Annotated in this window: 17 protein-coding genes; 7 read left to right on the top strand and 10 right to left on the bottom strand. The window is 63.5% G+C overall.

Annotation, left to right across the window (positions count from 1 at the left end):
• Positions 1–14 precede the first annotated feature (14 nt).
• Entirely contained in the window at positions 15–662 is a 648-nt protein-coding gene (gene deoC, locus HF684_RS13615) for a deoxyribose-phosphate aldolase (RefSeq protein ID WP_169252894.1), read from the top strand.
• A gap of 69 nt (positions 663–731) precedes the next feature.
• Here deoC and HF684_RS13610 read toward each other — a convergent pair whose 3' ends face one another.
• Complete coding sequence (locus tag HF684_RS13610) at positions 732–2543, bottom strand: phospho-sugar mutase (RefSeq protein WP_169252893.1); 1812 nt, start codon at positions 2541–2543, stop codon at positions 732–734.
• Between the two features lie 60 nt (positions 2544–2603).
• A complete protein-coding gene (locus tag HF684_RS13605; protein ID WP_169252892.1) occupies positions 2604–3413 on the bottom strand; it encodes a purine-nucleoside phosphorylase in 810 nt (269 codons plus the stop codon).
• Between the two features lie 44 nt (positions 3414–3457).
• Between HF684_RS13605 and HF684_RS13600 the strand changes: the two genes are divergently transcribed.
• Positions 3458–4498 carry a GNAT family N-acetyltransferase gene (locus HF684_RS13600; RefSeq protein WP_169252891.1) on the top strand — a complete coding sequence of 347 codons (1041 nt, stop codon included), beginning with the start codon at positions 3458–3460 and terminating at the stop codon, positions 4496–4498.
• Here the strand turns inward: HF684_RS13600 and HF684_RS13595 are convergent.
• The 7 genes from HF684_RS13595 to HF684_RS13565 all read right to left on the bottom strand — a co-directional run bounded on the left by HF684_RS13595 (position 4472) and on the right by HF684_RS13565 (position 12056).
• Positions 4472–8242 carry an FtsK/SpoIIIE domain-containing protein gene (locus tag HF684_RS13595; protein WP_169252890.1) on the bottom strand — a complete coding sequence of 1257 codons (3771 nt, stop codon included), beginning with the start codon at positions 8240–8242 and terminating at the stop codon, positions 4472–4474. The two genes, HF684_RS13600 and HF684_RS13595, sit on opposite strands and share 27 nt — an antisense overlap.
• Positions 8243–8388: 146 nt before the next feature.
• Positions 8389–8874, bottom strand: coding sequence for a pilus assembly protein TadG-related protein (locus HF684_RS13590; protein WP_169252889.1), 486 nt, complete (start codon positions 8872–8874; stop codon positions 8389–8391).
• Position 8875: 1 nt separating this feature from the next.
• Positions 8876–9325 (bottom strand): hypothetical protein, encoded by a 450-nt coding sequence (locus HF684_RS13585; protein ID WP_169252888.1) that lies wholly within the window; start codon positions 9323–9325, stop codon positions 8876–8878.
• On the bottom strand, positions 9318–9716 hold the full coding sequence (locus HF684_RS13580) for a TadE/TadG family type IV pilus assembly protein (RefSeq protein WP_169252887.1): 399 nt from the start codon (positions 9714–9716) through the stop codon (positions 9318–9320). The genes HF684_RS13585 and HF684_RS13580 overlap by 8 nt, the downstream gene beginning before the upstream one ends.
• A gap of 58 nt (positions 9717–9774) precedes the next feature.
• Entirely contained in the window at positions 9775–9963 is a 189-nt protein-coding gene (locus HF684_RS13575; RefSeq protein ID WP_169253930.1) for a hypothetical protein, read from the bottom strand.
• 183 nt (positions 9964–10146) lie between these two features.
• Positions 10147–11085, bottom strand: a complete 939-nt coding sequence (locus HF684_RS13570; RefSeq protein ID WP_169252886.1) for a type II secretion system F family protein — start codon at positions 11083–11085, stop codon at positions 10147–10149.
• Positions 11082–12056, bottom strand: a complete 975-nt coding sequence (locus HF684_RS13565) for a type II secretion system F family protein (RefSeq protein ID WP_169252885.1) — start codon at positions 12054–12056, stop codon at positions 11082–11084. The genes HF684_RS13570 and HF684_RS13565 overlap by 4 nt, the downstream gene beginning before the upstream one ends.
• 17 nt (positions 12057–12073) lie before the next feature.
• Here HF684_RS13565 and HF684_RS13560 point away from each other — a divergent pair, with 17 nt between their 5' ends.
• Together HF684_RS13560 and HF684_RS13555 are read left to right on the top strand one after the other, a co-directional pair.
• Entirely contained in the window at positions 12074–12328 is a 255-nt protein-coding gene (locus HF684_RS13560) for a hypothetical protein (protein WP_169252884.1), read from the top strand.
• Between the two features lie 33 nt (positions 12329–12361).
• Positions 12362–13906 carry a recombinase family protein gene (locus tag HF684_RS13555; RefSeq protein WP_169252883.1) on the top strand — a complete coding sequence of 515 codons (1545 nt, stop codon included), beginning with the start codon at positions 12362–12364 and terminating at the stop codon, positions 13904–13906.
• 712 nt (positions 13907–14618) lie between these two features.
• Here the strand turns inward: HF684_RS13555 and HF684_RS13550 are convergent.
• Positions 14619–15470 carry a hypothetical protein gene (locus HF684_RS13550; RefSeq protein WP_169252882.1) on the bottom strand — a complete coding sequence of 284 codons (852 nt, stop codon included), beginning with the start codon at positions 15468–15470 and terminating at the stop codon, positions 14619–14621.
• Positions 15471–16020: 550 nt separating this feature from the next.
• Between HF684_RS13550 and HF684_RS13545 the strand changes: the two genes are divergently transcribed.
• The 3 genes from HF684_RS13545 (at position 16021) to HF684_RS13535 (ending at position 20965) form a co-directional block, all read left to right on the top strand.
• Positions 16021–16899, top strand: coding sequence for a DUF3800 domain-containing protein (locus HF684_RS13545; RefSeq protein WP_169252881.1), 879 nt, complete (start codon positions 16021–16023; stop codon positions 16897–16899).
• Between the two features lie 749 nt (positions 16900–17648).
• Positions 17649–19724 carry a class I SAM-dependent DNA methyltransferase gene (locus HF684_RS13540; protein WP_248278945.1) on the top strand — a complete coding sequence of 692 codons (2076 nt, stop codon included), beginning with the start codon at positions 17649–17651 and terminating at the stop codon, positions 19722–19724.
• A complete protein-coding gene (locus tag HF684_RS13535) occupies positions 19721–20965 on the top strand; it encodes a restriction endonuclease subunit S (protein WP_169252880.1) in 1245 nt (414 codons plus the stop codon). The genes HF684_RS13540 and HF684_RS13535 overlap by 4 nt, the downstream gene beginning before the upstream one ends.
• The last annotated feature ends 5 nt before the right edge of the window (positions 20966–20970 follow it).

Here is a 20970-nt window from a genome sequence, read left to right as displayed (position 1 = left end):
CCTTGGAGGAACCCATGACCAGCCGCACCGATGTCGCCGCGATCATCGACCACACCCTGCTCAAGCCCGAAGCGACCCCCGCCGACGTCTATGCCCTCGTGGCGGAGGCGAAGGAGCTGGGCGTACTCGCAATCTGCGTGTCGCCGTCCATGCTGCCGATCACCGATCCGGGTGAGCTCGTCGTGGCCACCGTCGTCGGGTTCCCCTCCGGCCAGGTGAAGCCGGAGATCAAGGCCGCCGAGGCTGCTCAGGCAGTCGCCGACGGTGCCGCCGAAGTCGACATGGTCATCAACATCGGACAGGCCGTCGCCGGAGACTTCGACGGGCTCGAAGCCGATATCCGCGGTGTCGTCGAGGCCAGCGGGGATGCCCTCGTCAAGGTCATCATCGAGTCGGCGGCGCTGGGCGATGAGCAGATCGTCGAGGCCTGCCGTCGCGCCGAGGCCGCTGGAGCCGGGTTCGTCAAGACCTCGACCGGATTCCACCCGGCCGGAGGCGCCAGCGCTCATGCTGTGTCGCTGATGCGCGAGACCGTGGGTGACCGCCTGGGAGTGAAGGCCTCCGGCGGAATCCGCACCGCCGAAGCCGCCGAGGAGATGATCGCCGCCGGCGCGTCCCGTCTGGGCCTCTCCGGCAGCGCCGCAATCCTCAACTCCCTCTAATTACTACCTGACGGCGGCCCAGCAACCTCGCGCGAGGTTGCTGGGCCGCCGTCAGGTAGTAATTGGGGGTCAGAGGGCGAAGAAGGTTTTGAGTTCGGTGCTCAGCGAGGTCAAGCGTTCCTTGAGGGCCGGTTTGAGGGAGGCACTCGCCGAGGCGGCCGGCAGACGCACTCCTGCGCTGGCGGCCGCACGGGCATCGGCATCGGCCGCAGCCTGGAGCTCGGAGGGGTCGGCGACGACTTCGAGATAGCACTTGAGCTTCGGTTCGGTGCCCGAAGGACGCACGATGACCCGCGAGTTCGACTCCGAGAGCAGCAGGATTCCGTCGGTCGGAGGCAGCCCCTCATACCCGGCGGAGAGGTCGTGGACCTCGGCGACGGGGGAGCCGGCCAGCGTGGCCGGAGGATTCTCACGCAGCTTCGCCATCGCCGTGGCGATGAGGGAGACATCGTCGAGGCGGAAAGACAGAGGAGCGGTGGCGAAGTATCCGTCGCGATTGCGGATCCGATCGAGTTCGGCCTCGATGCTCGATCCCTCGGCCTTCAGTCGGGATGCCAGAGCCGCGAAGGTCACGGCCGCCGAAATGCCGTCCTTGTCACGGACCACAGCCGGATCGACGCAGTAGCCGAGCGCCTCTTCATAGCCGAAGACAAGGTTGGGAACTCGGGAGATCCATTTGAAACCGGTGAGCGTGTTCACCGCGGCGAACCCGTGGCTGGCGGCAGCGGCGGCCAGCCCACGGGAGGACACGATCGAGTTCGCGAAGACGGCACCATGCGACCCGCTTTCCTCAAGCCGACCAGCGGCATCCTCACCGAGGAGGAGCCCCACCTCGTCGCCGGACAATTGCCGGTAACCGGTCGCGGCAGACTCATCCGGAATGGCCGCGGAGAACCGGTCGGCGTCCGGATCGTTGGCGATGATGAGCTCGGCGCCGACCTCACGGGCCAGCGCGAAGGACTCGTCGAGAGCCCCGGCCTCCTCGGGATTCGGGAACGACACGGTCGGAAAGTCCGGATCCGGTGCCTGCTGGGAAGCCACGGGATGAACGTCGGTGAACCCGGTGCGGGTCAGCGCCGCCTCGGCGACTCCGGCACCGACACCGTGCAGTGAGGTGAGCACGATCGACAGATCCGCTTCGGCCCGCACCCTCAGATCATCGATGCGAGACAGGTACTCCTCGACGATCGACTCGTCGAGGTGCTCCCACCCTGACTCGGCTCGTGCCACCGAGGCCACGGATTCGACTGCGGCGATCTTCTCGGCGATCAGCGCATCTGCCGGGCTGACGATCTGCGCTCCGGCACCGGCAAGGGCGGCAGCAGGATCGGATTCGATGGCCTGCAGCGGACGCTGTCCCAGGTAGACCTTGTACCCGTTGTCGGCCGGCGGATTGTGGCTGGCCGTGACCATGACTCCGGCGTCCGCTCCCCGCTTTGACAGCGCGAACGCCAGCAGCGGGGTCGGCAGCTGGTCGGGCAGTTGGATCGCGACCCCGCCGGCGGCGGTGATGACGGCGGCGGTGTCGCGAGCGAACTCCGCGGACTTGTACCGGGCATCGCAGCCGATGACGACACGGAATCCCTCACCGACAGTGTCTGAGAGGAACGCAGCCAAACCGGCGGCGGCACGGATGACGACGGCCCGGTTCATCCGGTTCGGGCCGGCTGCGATCTCACCGCGCAGGCCGGCGGTGCCGAAGACGAGGGGACCCGAGAATCGGTCCTCGAGGTCGGCGATCGCCGCCTCGTCGCCGCTCTCGGCCTCGGCGAGGATGTGCTCCAAGGTGGTGGCCGTCTGCGGATCGGGGTCATCGGCGATCCAGGCGCGGACCACCTCGGCGTCGAATCCATGTCTGAAGCGATCGGCTACGCGGGTCATATGAGTCCTTTGCGTGTTCGCGGTGGCGGGTTGGGGGAGTGCGGAGTCGGGCGGGCCGTCTCAGAGCTTCGCGACGATGTCGGCGAGCAGGCGAGAGATGCGCGGGGCCGCTGCGGCTCCGGCTTCGATGACTTCGGCGTGGGAGAGCGGGGTCTCCTGGATGCCGGCGGCGAGGTTCGTCACCAGGGAGATGCCCATGAGTTCGAGCCCGGCCTGACGTGCGGCGATGGCCTCCAACGTCGTCGACATGCCCACGAGGTCGGCACCGAGGATCCCGGCCATGCGCACCTCGGCGGGGGTCTCGTAGTGCGGTCCGCGGAACTGCGCGTACACGCCTTCGTCGAGCGTCGGGTCGATTTCCTTGGCGATGGTGCGCATGCGCGGGGAGTACAGATCGGTGAGATCGACGAAGTTCGCGCCTTCGATCGGGGAGGTCCCGGTGAGGTTGATGTGATCGGAGATGAGCACCGGGGTGCCGGGTGCCCAATTGCGGTTGAGGCCGCCGCACCCGTTCGTCAGCACGAGCGAGGAGCAGCCGGCCGCAGCCGCGGTGCGCACACCGTGAGCGACTGCGCGGACCCCCTTGCCTTCGTAGTAGTGGGTGCGCGATCCGAGGACGAGCGCATGCTTGCCGCTGGCCTCGATGCGCACCGTGCGCAGGGTCGCACCGTGGCCTTCGACGGCCGGAGCGTGGAATCCGGGGACCTCGGCCGCGGAGATCTCGGCAACGGTTTCGCCGAGGAGGTCCGCCGCCCCGCCCCAACCGGAGCCGAGGACGAGCGCGATGTCATGTGATTCGATGCCCGCGTTGGCGTTGATGGTCGTGGCCGCGGCGTGCGCGGCGGCGGTAGGATCGCTTAAGTCAGTCATGACGCCAAGATTATCAAGTTCCCCACCGCCCAAGGAGCGAGCACATGCCGATTCGAGAGCTGACCGACGGTGACGATCTGCGCCTGAATGAGGTGTTCGCCGACGCGACCACCCCGGCCGGTCATATGGCCAGGTCCCTGTTCCGTCCGTCCTCGGACTCGCCGCTGATCCGCTCCGTCATCGCCGAGGTGGTTCCCGACGTTCCCGTCGGAGCCGCCGCGATCGCCGAATCCCCGCTTCACCCCTACCGGGCGTGGGTCCATGTGGAGGTTGCAGCCGAGGAACAGGGCCATGGTCAGGGGCGTGAGCTCTTCGAAGCGGTGTGTGCCGAGACGCGGGGAACCGCGCTCGAAGGCCTCGATCTGCGCGCCCGTGTGCACGCCGGCAGCCCGGGCGAGGGCTTCGCGCAGGCACTCGGCTTCACCCCGCTGACGACGACTCGCGTGATCAAGGTGCCCGCCGGGGCTCTGCCCCCGGCAGGAGGCGGTCGGGCCGAGGACCTCGAGATCGTCGCCACCGGTTCGGTGAAGCTGACGAAGGCGTTCCTCAACTGGTACACCGCAGTCAACCGCGACGATGCCGTCGGCCCACTGACCATTGGACAGGTGAACAACGCGTTCCTCTCCGAGGCGGCCGGTGCCCACGGTGCTGCTCTGCTGAACGGCGCGGCCGGAACCGCCGAGGCGGGTGGGCTGAGTGCCTTCGCCGTGTCGTATGCGAGGGAAGCCGATGAGACAGCCGGTGTTCTGCCCTCGGCCGGTGAACCAGGTGCCGGAGACGGACCCGGTGACGGGCCCGCTGTCGTCGATCAGGTCGACGAGGAGCCGCCGACCGAGCTCATCCTCGGGTCGATGTTCGAGACCCGCGACGATGCCGCCGACACGACGGGCGAGGACTTCGCCGCGGCCGTCGCCGATGCCGAACTCCTGCTGGCCCGGCTGTCGGTCGATGCCGATGTCGTCATCGAAGTCACGAGCGGAATGCCCGTGATCTCCGCTCTCGCCGACCGGCTGCTCGAAGCGGGAACCGCGACCGAGCTCTACCGTTACGAGACTCTCTCAGGACCTCCTTCCGACGTGAGCTGAATCAGGTGCGACTCCCGTGGGGCTGAAGACGCGGACGGGGCGGGCCTGATCCTCGGTGACGAACCAGCCCGTCCCAGCCAGCCCATCGAGCGGGGCCCGTCGCAGCACCCCGAGCCCGGTGAGATCCTGCCCGGTGTGTACGCCGAGCACGAGCAGCGGCCCGAGATTCTGAGCCTTGGCCAGCGGGGAACCATATCCGGGAGTGAACCGTGTCGGCGCGGTGAGCACATGGTCGTGTCCGTCGAGCAGATCCCAGTCGAGCGGGTCCGACTCCAGATGGGCATCATCGTGGACATCGACCACGCCGAGGCTGCCCAGGTAGGTCGCGAATCCGGTCTTGCCGCTCTGCGGAGAGCCGCGAACCGTGAGCACCGAACCGTCCCGCCGGGGATCCCACATGACGGAGTCGCCGAAAGCGTCGACACCGATGGGGATGCAGCCCGGGATGGTGCCGAACGATTCCTCAGACGCGACCGTAGGACGGTCAAGGCCCCGCCAGCGTGGAGCGAATCCCTTTCGGGACTCCGGAATGCCGGGTGGTCCGCCGAGGATGCTCGTACCCGCCTCGGACATCGACGAATCGAATCGTGCCGCGACAGCGGGCGCGAATTGCACATCGGCGCCGTCCTCGCCGGCGGCCCGTGCGCACGGGCCGCGGATGACGGCGCGCAGATCCGGCCAGCTGCCGGCGAATCGCTGGCGGCTGAGCCCGACGCTCGTCCCGTCTTCCCCGGCCTCGGGAGGGAAGATGATCTGAGTGGCGAACCGCGAACTTCTGCTCGTCATGTTCCGGCACCCGGCAAGCAGGAAGACGAGATCTGATCCGGGACCATGCCCGAGGAGACGTTCGGTGCGTTCGGCCCAACAGTGGTCGAGCGAGTCGACGAATTCGGCCCAATTGCTGCACACGAGCAGGCTCGGCGGCTGTCGACTCGGCCCCGAACTCGTCGGGGTTTCGGTGCCGGTGCCGTCTCGGGGGTTCCTGGCCGGACCCCCGCTGGCCGCGAGATGGTCGAGAACCGCCTGAATCTGCCAGCCTGAGCTCATGCCGCAGCTGATCTCGGCCCAGTCGAGGGCTGCGGCGATCCTGCCGATCGCGATGATCCGTCGGGTGGGGGCGGCCGCTCGTGCCATGGTCGCGATCACGGATTCCACGGTGTCCGGGCTGCCGCCCGTGAGGATTGAGGAGCCGTCCACATCCGGGTCGAATGTCCACATCTCCTGCCGCTGGTGACTGGGAACATCGACGATTCCCGTGACCCCTGCGAACGGTTCACCGCCTGCCGCCCCCGGTTCATCGAAGTCCGCGGCCAGCGCTCGAGAAGCCCGCGACGATACGTCACCTGCCCGGGCTGCCACCTCTTCCGGTTCGGGCAGCGGCGGTAGCACCACCTGCCGCTGAACCGACGGTTCCCCGGGATCGTCACTGTCCCCGGCCGCTGTGACGATGTTGTCGACGTCGACGCCGACGACCCCGCCGGCCAGGGACGGAACCGGTCCCCGACCCCAGGAGCGAATACGGGGTCGGAGGACCGCCTCGGCGTGGGTGTCATGTCCGAACGGCACCGCCACGCGGAACCGGGTGACGCTGATCCCGGAGTCCAGGCAGGCGGCACCGGGTTTGTCCGCGGGCAGGAACGCGCCCGCCTCCGTGCCGATCACGTCGAAGGAATCGGTCTCATCGCGCACTCGCAGGCACACGCGGACGTTGATGTTCGCCTTCATCTGCCCGGTCACGACGCCCATGGGGCGCTGTGTGGCGAGAATGAGATGAACGCCGAGGGACCTGCCCAGGGCGGTGAGGTGTTCGAGCAGGTCAGCGGCTCGCGGATGAGTCGCCATGAGTGCATGGAACTCGTCGATGACAACGACGAGACGTGGGGGAGGAGCAGCGAGATCGGCGACATCGGCGCACCCATGATCGGCCAGCAGCCGCTCCCGATGGGTGATCTCGGCGCGCACCGAGACGAGAGCGCGAAATGCCAGACCGGAGTCGAAATCGTCGAGCACACTGTCGGTGTGCGGCAGCTCCTGCAGCGGTGAGAACGTCGCCCCGCCCTTGAAATCGATGAGGACGAAGCGCAGTCGCCGAGGCGGCTGTGCCAAGGCCATCGACAGCAGCCATGTCTGCAGGAGCAGGGATTTCCCGCTGCCCGTGGTGCCGGCGACGAGAGCGTGGGGACCGTCGGAGAACAGATCGATGCCGGTCTCACTGTCGGTTCCGCGACCGATCGGCACCGGCCCCGCGGCCGGAGACCGCCACCGTTTCCGAATGGATTCGGGCGCGTCGTCGCAGAGTTCGCCGAGTCCGTGGTCGGGCCAGGCGCGGAGGCCGGTATCGGCAGAGCGGCCACAGTGCAGGGTGACGAATCGGGCGGCCGGCATGAGCGTGGCGATGAATCTCCGTCCGGGCACCGGGCCGCCGGGCGCCGTCGAGGAGTCGGTGCGAGCCTGCGCGAGGCTGCCCACCGTCATCGAGACGGCAGAGCCGGCATGCGGGGCGGTGAGCGTGAGAACGGCAGGGTCGACATCCTCGTCGAGGGTGATCGCGATGGGATCGTCCATGTTGGTGTCTGCGCGGGTACCGGACCGGACCTTGGTCGATGCGCAGTCGCCGGAGAACTCGGTGCCTGCCAGCTCCGGCAGCAGTGCGAGTTCGGAATCCGGCCGCCATCTGAATCGCCGGTCGGCCAGCCAGGCGAAGGCCATGGTGCGCAGGACTGTCGGCGTCCCGCTGACGGTGACCGTCGTTGTGCGCGGATCGATGCGGATCGGCATATCGGCGCAGGCGACTCGACCGTCGACGTGGTCGGTTCCGTCCTGCAGCTGTTCGTCGATGGTGAGGTCGCTGAAGACCGTCCCGAAACCCAGACACAGACCGGGGGAGGAGAAGATCCTGTGTCGCTGCGCTGCCTCGAGGCGGCGCAGCCTGGCTCGTGCTTCGGCCACCGCTTCGTCACGGTCGAGTCGGCATTGTGCGCTGTCGCGAGTGAAGCGCTTCTTCTCCACCAGGTAGGCGACCCACCCGGAGAGCGGGGCCGAGACGCTGAAGAGGAGGAACCACCACATTCCGGTGGCAACGGCCAGCACCACGCCGATGCCGACGGGGATGAGGAACGTCCACCACTGTGGGGGTCTGGCCGGGCGAGGATCGTCGATCGTCTTCGGGGCGATGTGGATGTCGTTGCTGTGGTGCAGCGGTGGGGACCGGATCGGCGGAGCCGAACGGGCAGCCGAGGAAGAAGAGCCGGCCGACGAACCATCTGCTGTGCCCGGTGCGAGCACAGTCGTTCCCAGACGGATTGCGGGCTGATCTCCTGTGGCATCGAGTCGCAGCGGCTGCGGGGTGCGGGAGATGCTGGGGTCGATGACGGTCAGGCAATCGGTGTGGGACAGCCGAGACAGGCGGGCTCGCCGAGGGTCGAGGCTCAGAGCGAAGCCGGAGTCGGGTCCTGCCAGGACGGATACGCTCGTCCGTGCGGAGTCGGCGCAGGTGTCGGCATTGCGCAGAGAGTTCGCCCCGACAACGGTGATCGGATTGAGTCGCTGCCAGTGACCCCAGCTGATCGACTCGATGCTGCGGTTCTCGAGCCGGTTGCCGGTGATGAGGTCCTGATGCGTCAACTCGGGTCCGAGGGCAGACCGGAAGACGTCGACGGCCGGTTGGGCTGATTCGGCCTCGATGCTCATGCTCGTGACGGCTCCGTTCGTCTCAATGCGGTGGATGAGCCCCAGAGTTCTCATGCCCACAGACTCACCGCGATCGCACGGTTCGGGCAAGAGCGAGAAAACACCCTGTGGAAACGGTGTGGGCATCCACAGCTTCAAGGCGTGTGAGTGGGCCCGGAATCCACAGGAATCGGAGGCGAAGTGACGACGACGGGCCGCGATCAGTCGAGGCGCAGGGCGCCCCGGGCATAAGCGGTGGCGTGGAGGTCGATGAGGCCGGGGACGAACGGTGAGAGCAGCGCCGGAGAATAGCGGGCCTCGATGCGGATGCGTACCGAATGCGCCCCATCGGCATCGGCACTCAACCGCAGATTGCCCATGTCCTTCGGAGTCGGCACCGCATCGAGGTACCGTCCGGCGGCTCGTTTGGCCGCTGGAGGTGAGAATACGAGACCGGGATCGTCGCCGGGAGCCGGTTCGAATGAGTCGGAGGCAGCCAGCGCCGCAGAGTCGGCCAGCCCCTGCAGCTCTCGGCGGGCCATGTGCAGGTCGGTCAGGGCCGCGATGAGGAGGGCCAGCAGCAAGGCGATGACGACGAAGCCGATGGCCAGCGGCGTGATGGACCCGGCATCCGAATCATGATCCGGCTCTTGACCGCGTGTCGGATTCCCACGCCGCTTCGAGCCGTGCTCTCCCGTGGCCGACATATCACTGGCTTCCTGTGGCGACGACGTCGGTGTGGTTTGCACGCAAGGTGATGTGCGGTGAACGGTCGGAGCCGAAGAGGAGCGGGAACCCTGGCAGCGACACTTTCGTCACGACTCGTGCGGTGATGAGGGACCCGGCCTGTCCACAGGGCCCGGTGCACGAGTAGGTGATGGAAGTCGGCGCATCCCGCAGCCCGAAATCCGCGAAATGCATGTCGGCGACCGCGCGGGCTCGAGCCTCCGAGGGGTTCGCGTCGCGAGCGGCGATGCGTGAGGCCGACATCGCCGCCGAGGTGGTCGCATAGCTGGCCGCCTGCAGCTGAGAGAGGGTGAGCATGAGGTAGATGACCGGGATGAGCAGGACGATGGAGGCGAAGATGAACTCGATGACCGCCGTTCCCTCATCTGCTGATTCGGCCGCAACCTCCCGGCCGACCTCGGGTTCAGTCACGGTCGATGTCCTCGACGATGGATCGACCGCGCAGGTCCCAGACCTCGGCGGGGCCCCACAGCCCGAGAACCGGGAGTGGAGTCGTCACCCGCACCTCGACGATCTCGACGGCACCGCGCTGCGACGTCGAGACGGTGACCTTCTGGGCGTAGCGCTCGCCCACGGACACGCGGATGAGGTCGCGGGTGAGCTTCTGCCCGTCGCTCGGAGTCTGATCGGCCAGGCTCGCCTGCCTCGCCCCGGCGATGGCGGAATCGATGACCGTGTTGCGGACATGGATGACGAGACCGATCTGCAGGGCTCCGGCCAGGATGAGGGCCAGCAGCGAGGCGATGAGGGCGAACTCGGCGACGGCGGATCCCGAATCGCTGCGCTCGCCTGCCGCCGTCACCGAGTCAGCCCTCCTCCGGCCGCCCGGTTCCGTCTCGTCGTCTGTGGTCACCGCCTGGTCACCCGGCCCCGCGGACCTTGTTCATCGCGTCTTGGAACATCGAGGTGAAGGCTTCGCCGGCCAGCGCCCACAGTGCAACCACCAACCCTGCGGTCATGAGAGTGATGAGGACCCAGCCGGGAACGTCCCCGCGATCGGGTCGGTCGACATGGTTCGCGTCGATGTCGGTCTCGGCCGCCTCGGGGATGGTGGTTCCCCCTCGTGGAGGGGGACCGGGGATGAGCCCGAGCATGAACGGGACGAGGCGGTAGGTGAACTGGCGGAACATCGTGTCTCCTTCATCGGCGAGGTCGAGGTGTCGATCCGCGTGGTCGGTGGTGCGGGACTGGCTGTGGGTGCGGGGAATGGTCGGTGGTGCGTGGCGTGGACGTTATGGACTGAGGTCGAGGACGGTCAGGGACGGGAAGACGGCGAAGATCACGGTGACGGGAAGCACGAATACGACGACCGGTACGAGCATCCCGATCTCTTTGCGACCGGACAGTTCGAGCAACCGCCGTCGGGACTGTTCGCGCACATCAGCGGCTTGGGAGCGGAGCACTTCGGCCAGCGGTGTGCCGCGGGCCATCGACACGGCGAGGCCGTCGACGAATTGGACGATCTCCGGGATGGCGATGCGCGTGGCCATCGTGTCGAGCGCTTCGACCAACGGTGTGCCGGTGCGGGTGGCGGCCAGGGCCGCGCGGAGTTCGTCGATGAGGTCGCCGGAGCAGGTGCGGCACACTCGTTCGAGGGCCTCCACGATTCCCTCACCTGCGGTGATGGACAATGCGAGGAGTTCGGCGACGGTGGGGAATTCGGCGAGCACGCGGGATTCGTGGCGGGCGATGGCTTGGCTGAGTCGCCAATCGTTGAAGACGTGCCCGGCGACGCCTCCGCTGATGATAAGGACGACGGTGACGATGGGGGAGAAGCCGCGTTGTGCCGACAGCGCACCGGCCAGACCGCCGGCGACGATCATCCCGACGAGGATGCTCAGCACCTGGCTGATGCGGAACCGTTCGATCGTGGCGTTGCCGCCGAGGCGGTCGATGCGCAGCCGCAGAGTCGCATCCGTGGTGATGCGCGACGTCACCCACAGGGTCGAGCTGACCAGCCATGACTTCGCCAGCCCCCAGAAACCGTCGGCGCGCGGGGTCGGCGGAGCGTAGATGTCGACCAAGGATTCCTGATCCCGCAGATAGGGTGCGATCCGTGAGGACAGCGTCGGCCTGCGCAGCGGCGGAAGGGAGAGGACGAAGACACACAGAGCGAAGCCGTTGAAGAGTCCGAGGGCCAGGATCGACAGAGGCTCGCCGAGGAGACTCATGCCGCCCGTCCGTCCGCGGAGTCGTCGCTGTCGGCGGTGAATCCGCTGCTCATGCCGGCGTTGTCTGCGAAACGTCGGTGGGCGGCGCTGAGCGAGGACCCCTCGATGACCCGGGGTTCGGCCGGGAGTCGACCGATGCGCTTCATCGCCTGATACGCCAGCAGAGAGACGACGAAGCCCGCCGCCAGGAGGATCAGCCCGGTCCGCGAGTTGTACGCCACCGCCGTTTCGGGTCGAGTCGACAGGAATGCGAGGACCACCCACGGTGCTGCGACGGCCAGTCGGGCACCGTTGACCGTCCACTGCTGCCGGGCGGAGAGCTCGTTGCGGGTGCGGGCATCATCACGGACGAACTGTGCCAAGGCCCGCAGCATGGTGCCCAAGTCGCTGCCGCCGACCTGCCGAGTGACGCTGAGTGCGACGACGATGCGGTCGGCCACCGGGTCGGCGCTGACCTGTCTGAATCGCTCCAACGCCAAGGCGAATGAGCCGCTGGCCCGATATTCCTCGGCGAAGACTTCGAACAGCGGCCGCAGCGGTTCGGGTCCGCGATGGGCCAGAGAACTCAGCGCTTCGGGCAGAGACAGTCCCGCGCGGACTCCGGAATTGAGATGGTCGAGGGTTTCGGGCCACAGCTCACGCCGCATCACCTGTCTGCTGCGCGCCCGATGCTGCAATGCCCGGTGCGGCAGCCAGGAGGCGAAGAGGCCGAAGCACAGCGCGATCGCCCACGATCCGGTGAGCACTGTCGATACGACGGTCACAATACAGAACGCCGCGACCGAGATGAGCAGCAGATGGGCCGGACGCAGCCTGGGGAATCCGGCACCGGTGAGCATGTCATCGAGTTCGCGCACCCACCGCGACTGAGTCCGCTTGCTCTGCGGTCGCTGCCACAGCGACGTCCAGATGAGGAAGAGTCCCGCCCCGAGGCAGGCACCGCTGAGCAGAGCGAACTGCGAATAGCTCATGCCGCCTCCAGAATGGAGTGAAGATCGCGGCCGATGGCCGCAAATCGCTCGCCGAGGTGGCCGAACCCCTGACCGCGGATGAGCTGTCCGCGGGGCGAATGGAAGATCGTGTCGAGTTCGACGACGTCGCCTTCGACTCCGCCGGGCACCGCGCAGATCTCATCGACCCGGCGTACCCCGGACGGATCTCTGCGCAGGTGGACGACGACGTCGAGGCTGACTGCGACCGTGGGAACGACGAACGCCGAGGAGATGTTCGCCCCGGCCAGTAGATAATACAGGATGTGTAAAGATATAATGGTGAGATGACGGAACGGGGAGTGATCTACGGTCGCGCGTCACGGGACGTGAACCATACTGGCACTAGCGTCCAGAAGCAGATCGAACGCGGTGAGCTCTGGGCCTCCGGGGAAGACATTGAGCTCCTGGAACCCATCAGGGATCCCAATATGGGGGCGACGAGGGGCTCGAAGGAACGTCCTGGCTTCAAGAAGGTTCGCGGTTTGATCGAACGCCAGGAGATTGACGTACTGATTCTCTGGGAAGTGTCGCGATCGACGCGCGACGCAGCCGAATCGATGAGCCTCCTGGACGCCGCGGAGGACAATCACGTCGATCTGGTGGTCGATGGCAAGCGCTACGATCCATCCGATGATGCGGACCGCATTCAGCTTCAGTTCATGTTTGTCATGGCCGACAGCGAAGGTCGACGAACGAAGAAACGGAATATCGATTCCGTGACGATCAACGCTCGACGCGGGACACCCCATGGCAGGCTCCCGTATGGATACCGCCGCATCTACGATTCGACCAACGGGGTCCTCCTTGAGCAGACCCCCTACGACGAAAACGGACGCCTGCTTCCCGAGGCGCAGGTGCTTGTCGATGCCGCCAGAGACGTCCTCGCGGGAGTTCCGATCAGGCGAGTGTGCAAGCAACTCAACGAGCGGGGAGTTCCCAGCCCTCGCAAGCCGCGGAAGAAAACGTTGCAGGAGAACCCTGATGATGTGGTCACTGTCTGGGAGCGAGCAACACTTCGACAGCTTCTTCTCAATCCGACGATCGCCGGCAGGCGAGTCTATCGTGGCGAAGACATCGGCCCGGCCCAGTGGGAACCGATCGTCGCCTATGACGAGTGGCTGAGGCTCAAGTCGCTCCTGTCGGACCCCTCTAGGCTCACAGTGGCCGTGGCAAGGGGACCTTCGCCTCGGCATCTGCTGACCGGCATAGCCAAGTGTGGTGTGTGCGGGTCCAGGCTCAAAGCCTCGGTCAACATGAGGGGACTGAAGAAGGCTTATGTGTGTCGGCACGAAGGATGCATGAAGGTCACTGTCACGGGAGAGAAGGTCGACGCGATGATCGACGCGACCGTGCTAGCGCTATTCGCAACGCCGGGATTCCGCGGCAGCCTCGCATCGGCGTACCGTGAGCGTTCTGAGTCTCAGGCGAATGGGGCGGACATCGGAGCGAGGATCGCGGATCTGGAAACCGAACGGGACGAGCTGGAAGCGATGCGTGCGCAGGTTCCTCCGGCTATTTCCTTGCGTGCCTACGCTGCCGAGGACCAGCGAATCGAGAAGGCGCTCGACGAGCTCCGCGCATCCGAGGTCGCTATGGTGACGTCCCCGACGCTCCAGAGGATGCTACGTGCCTCGGACCTGGAAGAGCGCTGGGCTGCGGCCGACCTGATGGACCGACGAGAGGTGATTCGAATTCTGCTCGAGATCACGATCAATCGCCCGACGAGGAACACCGGCCGACGGTTCGATCCGAACCGTGTAGTCGTCGCGCCCAGCGACTTCCTCCGTGATGATGTTCTTCAGGGGAAGCCGTTGGGAGCGAAAAGCTAAGCAGCATCGGACTGGCGAGCTTCTCGAGCGAACTCGTGCGGATCGAGTACATCGATGAGTCGCTTGGCAACTGTCGGTCCGGGGGCAGGAATGCCGTCCAAAGTGGCAGATAGCCACTCGTGAAATTCGTTCGTGTCGGTGAGGGATTGGTGGTTGGTTGATGGGTCGGCCATGGCGAAGAACCTTCGGGGTCAACGATGACCCGGTTCCCCGCCTCGGTAGTTGGGCTGTTTGACCGGCTTCCTATTCGGGAGCAGTACCCCGTGCTTCGCTGTCACGGCCCCGATGGGATCTCAGCTGTACAAGTCAATTCTAGCAATTGAAACGGTGTCCCGATAGAGCATGAGAGGACTGGCGGATCGTTGGAAATGTTGACGGCGAGAACTTCGACTGGCTAATGGGGGAGTGCGTAGTTGCGCGATGCTTGAAGCTGCGGGGCACGGCGAGGTGATGCGGGTATCATCGCCTGGAATCGGGCTACCGACACGGGCCAACAATGAAGAGATCGGCAAGGTGGGTTAACGGTTGTGAACTGTTCGATGTTGGTCGATCTCGTTCGTGAATAGGGTCTACAGTCACCCGCTCGTACTCCCCGAGAATGACTGGCGAATCTTCGTGCTTTTACGCGAACTGCACCCTATTAATCGTGGTCAGCCGTGGCATATGCCATAGCATTCTGACCCAAGAAGCTCCCAAATAGTGTCTCCCTGAATCAACGATTTTTCGCCCATGTCGCGGCCTCTCCGACCGTTGTTTCGAGTATTCCCGAGCTGTAAACCACGCTTTCGACAGCTTCGTTGTTCCCGCCACGAGACGTTGCCTGCGCAAGTTGCTTCACCCAATCATCGAACTTCTGGCTAGTTTCAAGATCAATCGCGCCCTGCAGGTCAGAGAGTTCGATCGCACCACGGTCTACAATTCGTGACAAGATCGTCGCCAACTGTCGTCGATCTGCTTCGACAGTTTCCCTCCGGTCGAACTGCGTTCCAGGCCCACGGATTTCTGATCGCAGTTCTCGGACTTCCCCCAGCAGAACGGCCATACTGTTTTCAATCGGGTTCTCGCTCTTAGAGTACGCAAGGAATTGCTGCGAGTGCGAAAGAGGGGTTAAAGCGTCATTGGGTCTCGACATCGCCGCCTCGGCATACTTTGCTAGAGTCGCTCGAGCTTCGTCCAAGCTGTCCGGCTTCGTCGTGTCGTAGGTCACCAGGCGCATATCCTGAAGGTCAAAGGGCGGCTTTTCTCCATCCCGCTCGATGTGAACAATCGCCTTCCGGTAACCGTGGGCGATAGCCACCTCGTAGAAGACATTCGCGTTGTGCCCTGATAGATCGGCGACAATAAGATCAGCTTCCAAGATCGAGGCTACGATTCGCGAAGTAATAGATCCAGGGTTGGTGTCTTCGTCACCTCGAATCACCTGAAATTTGGGTTCGAGAGATTTTCGAATGAGATGCTTCAGCACCGTGTCGGCGTCTTCCCGAACGGTTGAGCCTTTCGACCCTATAGGGGAAATTACGAAACAGGAAGGCTGGTCCTGGTTGATGCCGTCTTCGTTCTCCATAGAAGAAGTGTCATGCAAAGGGGCAGAAATCACAACGCGCAGGTGGCTTCGCGAGAAGCTATTGCTTCCCCGGCCACCACGCAACAATCGGCGACAACCACACGCCAGCCGTCTTCAGACGTCGGTCGTTGAGCTGCACGAAAATCGCACCATCGAAACCGAGCTTTGTCGTTGTCCCGTCGATCCACACTTCACCACCCCGCTCGAACACGAGTCGAGCCCGCACCAACACCACTGGACAGTCCCGGTAAGAGCCGCGGGCACCGACCGCGTTATGGATTGTCTGCCAGTAGCTCCAGGTAGCGGTGCGTAGTCCTCAGCTATGTGTTCGATTATGCATCGCAAATTTCACAGCAGTCACCGTAACGTTCGTATAACAAAATTCACTCAACACCACTGCCGGATTGCACCCGATTCCACCTTGTTACCCCTGGTCCCACCTTTCACCAACAGGAGCTCCTTGTTGCACAAACCAGGATGAGAAATAGAGCTGACAATTAGGGCTTAGAGTTCAGTTGACGACCGACAGTTCTTCTAGTTTGAGGTAGCGGTGCCATCTTCCAGTGACGCAACACCAGAGTTCACGGACGCAGAAGTACTCGCGCTAACCAGCGTTGTCAGCAGCTCCGAGGCTCTGCTGGCTTCGTTCGCCGAGGAGGCTGCGGCTACAGAAAATGCTCCCCAAGGGGTTCACGGGCTGCAAGAGGCACCAACCCTTCTGCCTCGGTTGTCGGCATTCATTGACGAGTCAGAACAGGGCGGCGAGTACTACTTCCTTGGTGCACTTCTGGCAACTGACCGACAAGTAGAGCTTATCGAGACCGCTTTAGACTCACTCCTCGCAGAGTTTTCGAATGCCCACAAGGTAGTCGACGCGGCCGCCGAATTTCACGGTTACGAAATGATGCAGGGACGGGGTAAGTGGAAGAAGGTTCCAATTCGCATGGTAGGCAACATTTACGTTAGAGCTCTTGAAGCGATTTCGGCATCGGGTGCTTCGTTCTATTTCGAGGGCATCGACATCCGAGCACTTCACGAGCGCTACATCACACCATGGCCGCCGCGAGAAGTAGCAATGTCGCATCTGCTTGAGAAGATCGACGAGCACGCTGGCCGTCTCCGTTCTACTGTTCATTTGCACGCAGATGAACATCACACCGCCGAGGATCACCGCCAGCAATTGAACTTGGCCCAACAGAATGGCACCTACGGCTACAAATCGAGTAAGCTGCAGAACTGCCACTCCGACTTCAAGTTCCTAGATTCCAAAGACTACCGATGTATCCAGGCAGCGGATCTCGTTACATACATCCTGAATCGAGAGAAGGCAGTCGTTGAAGCGAACGACAAAGCTCTCACATTGAAGCGGCGGATGATTGCTGGGCTCATGCCCGCACTAAACCGAGGCCGTCACAGAATCTGGCCTTAGATGCACGACAACCCCGCAGAGCGGGGTTGAAGGCGACACGGGAGACGTGATTTACACGCGTCCTGTAAAGCCAAACATAGCACGTGCTCGCCACCGCCTAAAACCTTGACCCGCCCGAGCAAAATACGCATTGAGACTCACTGGAACCAAAACGAAAATGGCTCCCACCGCACATGCGGTGGGAGCCCTGCTGTGTCACGGGCAGACGTCGGGTGCAGCTCTGGCAGCTGCGTCCTTCGCCTCGAGGAGACTCCTCACGCTAGTCGACTTTTTCGGCCCATCTGGTGGTGACTCGTCGATGCTACAAGCGAGTCGGTGGAACTTTCTCGAACGTGCCGCACACTGTATTCGTCGGGCACCGGTGTCGCGCCCGTCTCGCGATCCGGGTATCGCTTGATGTGCGCGGCGAGCTCGTCGGCCAGCGCGTTTGTGTCGGCGTAGATGAAGGGCGACTATCTCGCCTAGTAGTCACCTGCCGGGTCACATCCTTACACGCGCGGACACCCGCATTTCCAACGGCATGACCCCCTTATCAGCCTCCTATGTCCATCGACAGTCACTTCATTGACCATGGGGCAGCAGTCCAAGAGTTCGGCTGGGGCTCTGGTAACTGCGCTTATCAGGGCATGGATGCCAGGTGCCGTCGCGTGACCATGGGTGCTGACGATCCGGCCACATCTAGCCATTCCGCGCTTTGAGCTCCTGGTACCGATGTCTGTCTGATCTAGGAATTACTGGGCATTTCGTCGTTGCGTCACACCTCACCGGTAGTATCGAGCCAACTCACCATTTTGTCTCGTCTACCAGGAGAAATCTCGATCGTGTCAGCTCTGTCAGGCTTCGTGTGGAGTGTCGCAGACACACTGCGCGGCCCGTACTCCGAATCCGAGTACGGCTCTGTCATTCTTCCCTTCACGGTGCTTCGTCGACTCGAATGCGTCATGGAGCCGCATCGAGGAGCGATGTCGGAGATCGTCGCCAGTTACGAGGGGGAGCAGCAGCGGCGCACGCACCTGAAGCTGAAGACCCGAACGACCGACAACCCGGGCTTGTCGTTCTGGACGACGAGCAGCTATACGCTGAAAAAGGCGCTTCAGGACCCCGACAACCTCGCGGAGAACCTCATCGACTATGTCGGCGGGTTCTCAACGAACCTCGACGTGTTCAAATTCTTCGACTTCGAGAACATCATCCGTACGCTCGACAACCGCGAGCGGCTTTCGCAGGTGACCCAGCACTTCGAGGGTATCGACCTGTCGCCGGATGCAGTGTCCAACGCCGACATGGGTGACCTGTTTGAGAACCTCATCTACCGCTTCGCCGAGTCGGCCAACGAGGGAGCAGGTCAGTTCTACACGCCTCGTGACGTCGTTCGCCTCTTGGTTGATCTGCTCTATGCCGATGATGCGGATGCTCTTCGTGGTCGTGGCACGGTTCGGTCGATCTATGACCCGACAGTCGGCACCGGCGGCATGCTCAGCGTCGCCGATGAGCACCTGCGCAGCTTCAGCCCGGACGCGTCGACGGCGCTGTACGGGCAGGAGATCAACAAGCGCACTTACGCGATCTGCAAGGCAGATCTGCTCATCACCGGCCAGGATCCGACCAACGTGCGTCAGGGCGACACTCTCACCGTCGATCGCTTCGAGGACCGTCAGTTCGACTACGTCCTGTCGAACCCTCCATTCGGCACTGATTGGAAGGCAGTCGAGTCGCAAGTGAAGGCCGAGCACGCCCGTGGGGGACAGGGGCGCTTCGCTCCGGGGCTTCCCGCCGTTGGTGATGCAGCGATGCTCTTCCTCCTCCACGTCGCCTCGAAGATGCGCGACGTCGACGAGACGGGCCGCGGAGGCAAAGCCGGCATCGTCCTCAACGGCTCGCCGCTGTTCAACGGTGGCGCAGGGTCCGGTCCGTCGGAGATCCGCGGCTACATGCTCGAGAACGACCTCGTCGAGGCGATCGTGGCACTGCCCAACGACATGTTCTACAACACGGGCATCGCGACCTACCTGTGGATCCTGTCGAACGCGAAGCCAGCAGACCGCAAGGACACGGTTCAGCTCATCGACGCGACCAAGCTCGGCACGAAGCTGCGCAAGTCGATCGGGTCGAAGCGCAACGAAATCCCCGAAGCACACCGGGAAGCCGTCGTCCGTGCGTTTGCCGGCACGCTAAGCGAAGATGACGTTGAGGTCCCGGTGAAAACCTTCAACAAGCGCGACTTCGCCTACTGGACAGTCACGGTCGAACGCCCTTTGCAGCTGCGGTTCCAGTGCACGACCGAGGTGATCAGCGCTGTGGCCGAGCAGAATACGCTGGCGAAGGTCGACGGGCTCACCGAAGCGCTTGAGGCGTTCGGCGACGAGGTGTACCTCAACCGGGAGAAATTCGAGAAGGAGCTCGGCCGCCACCTCGGTGACCACGGCGTGCGGCTCACACCGGCACAGCGGAAGAAGCTGTGGCAGACGATTGGCGTCCACGATGAAACTGCCGACTACTGCGCCATTCAGTCTGGCAAGTACAAGGACGAACTCGAGCCGAATCCTGACCTACGAGACACCGAGAAAGTTCCCTTCGGATGGGGAGATCATCCCAAGACTCATGAGGCGTGTGAGGAGACTGTACAGGCGTACTTCGACGCCGATGTGAAGCCGTACATCGCCGATGCGTGGATCGACTGGGACAAGACGAAGACCGGATATGAGATTCCCTTCACCCGTCACTTCTACGAATACGAGCCGCCTCGGCCTCTCGAAGAGATAGACGCCGACTTGGAACGCGTTGTCGGCGAAATCTTGGGGTTGCTTCGCGAGGTAGAGGGATGAACGAGGATCTGATTGACTCTCAAAATAGAACGAAGGGCCGCCTTAAGTGGGACGCGCGTTTGGTTTCGGGCGGGACGCCGTCAACAAATGAAGCGTCCTACTGGACAAATTACGGCGCGCTTGATGGGACGCCGTTTGTTGCGATTGCAGACATGAGTGGTCGGGAGCGTATCAACGAAACGAATAAGGCCTTGACTAATGCCGGTATGCAATCTCGAAACATGCCAGTTGGCGACCCCGGAACCTTGTTATTGGCCATGTATGCGAGCGTTGGCGAAGTCTCTCTGTTAGGTATTCAAGCAACGTGGAATCAAGCGTTGCTTGGGATTACACCGGATCCAAGGTGCGTCAATGCTCAGTACCTTCGTTATGTACTGCTGGCAATGAGGCCTGAACTCCTTCGCGATGTGCGGAGCACGACGCAAGACAATCTGAATGCAGGCCAGATTGGAGACATTTGGTATCTGAAACCACCCCTCAGCGAACAGCGCGCCGTCGCAGACTACTTGGACCAGGAGACGACCCAGATCGACGAGCTCGTGGCGAAGCAGGAAGAGTTCATCGGCCTGTTGAAAGAGCGCAAGTCTTCATTAGTGACCCATGAGGTAGTGCACGCTGTCGCTGAGCGCAACCCACTAAGACGCGTCGTCGACGTCATAGATTGTGCCCATGTCACCGCTGACTTCGTAGACGACGAGCGTTATCCAGTCGCGAGTATTCGTGAATGCCAGGGAGCGACTGTCGACCTCACCGGCTGCAATTACACCACTGAGGAGTTCTACAATCATCTCCGTTCTTCCGGGCGGGCCCCTCGTGTCGGCGATCTCTTGTTCGTTCGAAACGTATCAGTAGGCCTTGTGGCAGAAGTTGCGCCCGGAACTCGCGATTTTGCGATTGGGCAAGAGACTGTCCTACTTCGCCGCAAAACAAACATTGACCCCAAGTTCTTGCGTTACGCATTGACGAGCGCAGAGGTCGGGCACGCGATCGAGAATGCAATGATCGGGGCAACCTTCCGCCGAATCAATGTCTCGGCTATTCGTGCTCTTCCCGTCCCGGTGCCTCCGCTCGAAGAGCAAACCCGGATCGCTACCCGATTAGAGCAGCAGATTTCCCGCATCGACGCCCTCATCACCAAGGCCGAAGAGCACATCGCCCTAGCTAAGGAGCGTCGCGCGGCGCTGATTACCGCGGCGGTTACGGGGCAGTTCGATGTGCGCACAGCACGAAAGGCTGGGTGAAGACA

Source organism: Brevibacterium sp. 'Marine', assembly GCF_012844365.1.
GTDB lineage: Bacteria > Actinomycetota > Actinomycetes > Actinomycetales > Brevibacteriaceae > Brevibacterium.
This window is presented reverse-complemented; position numbering and strand designations above follow the sequence as displayed.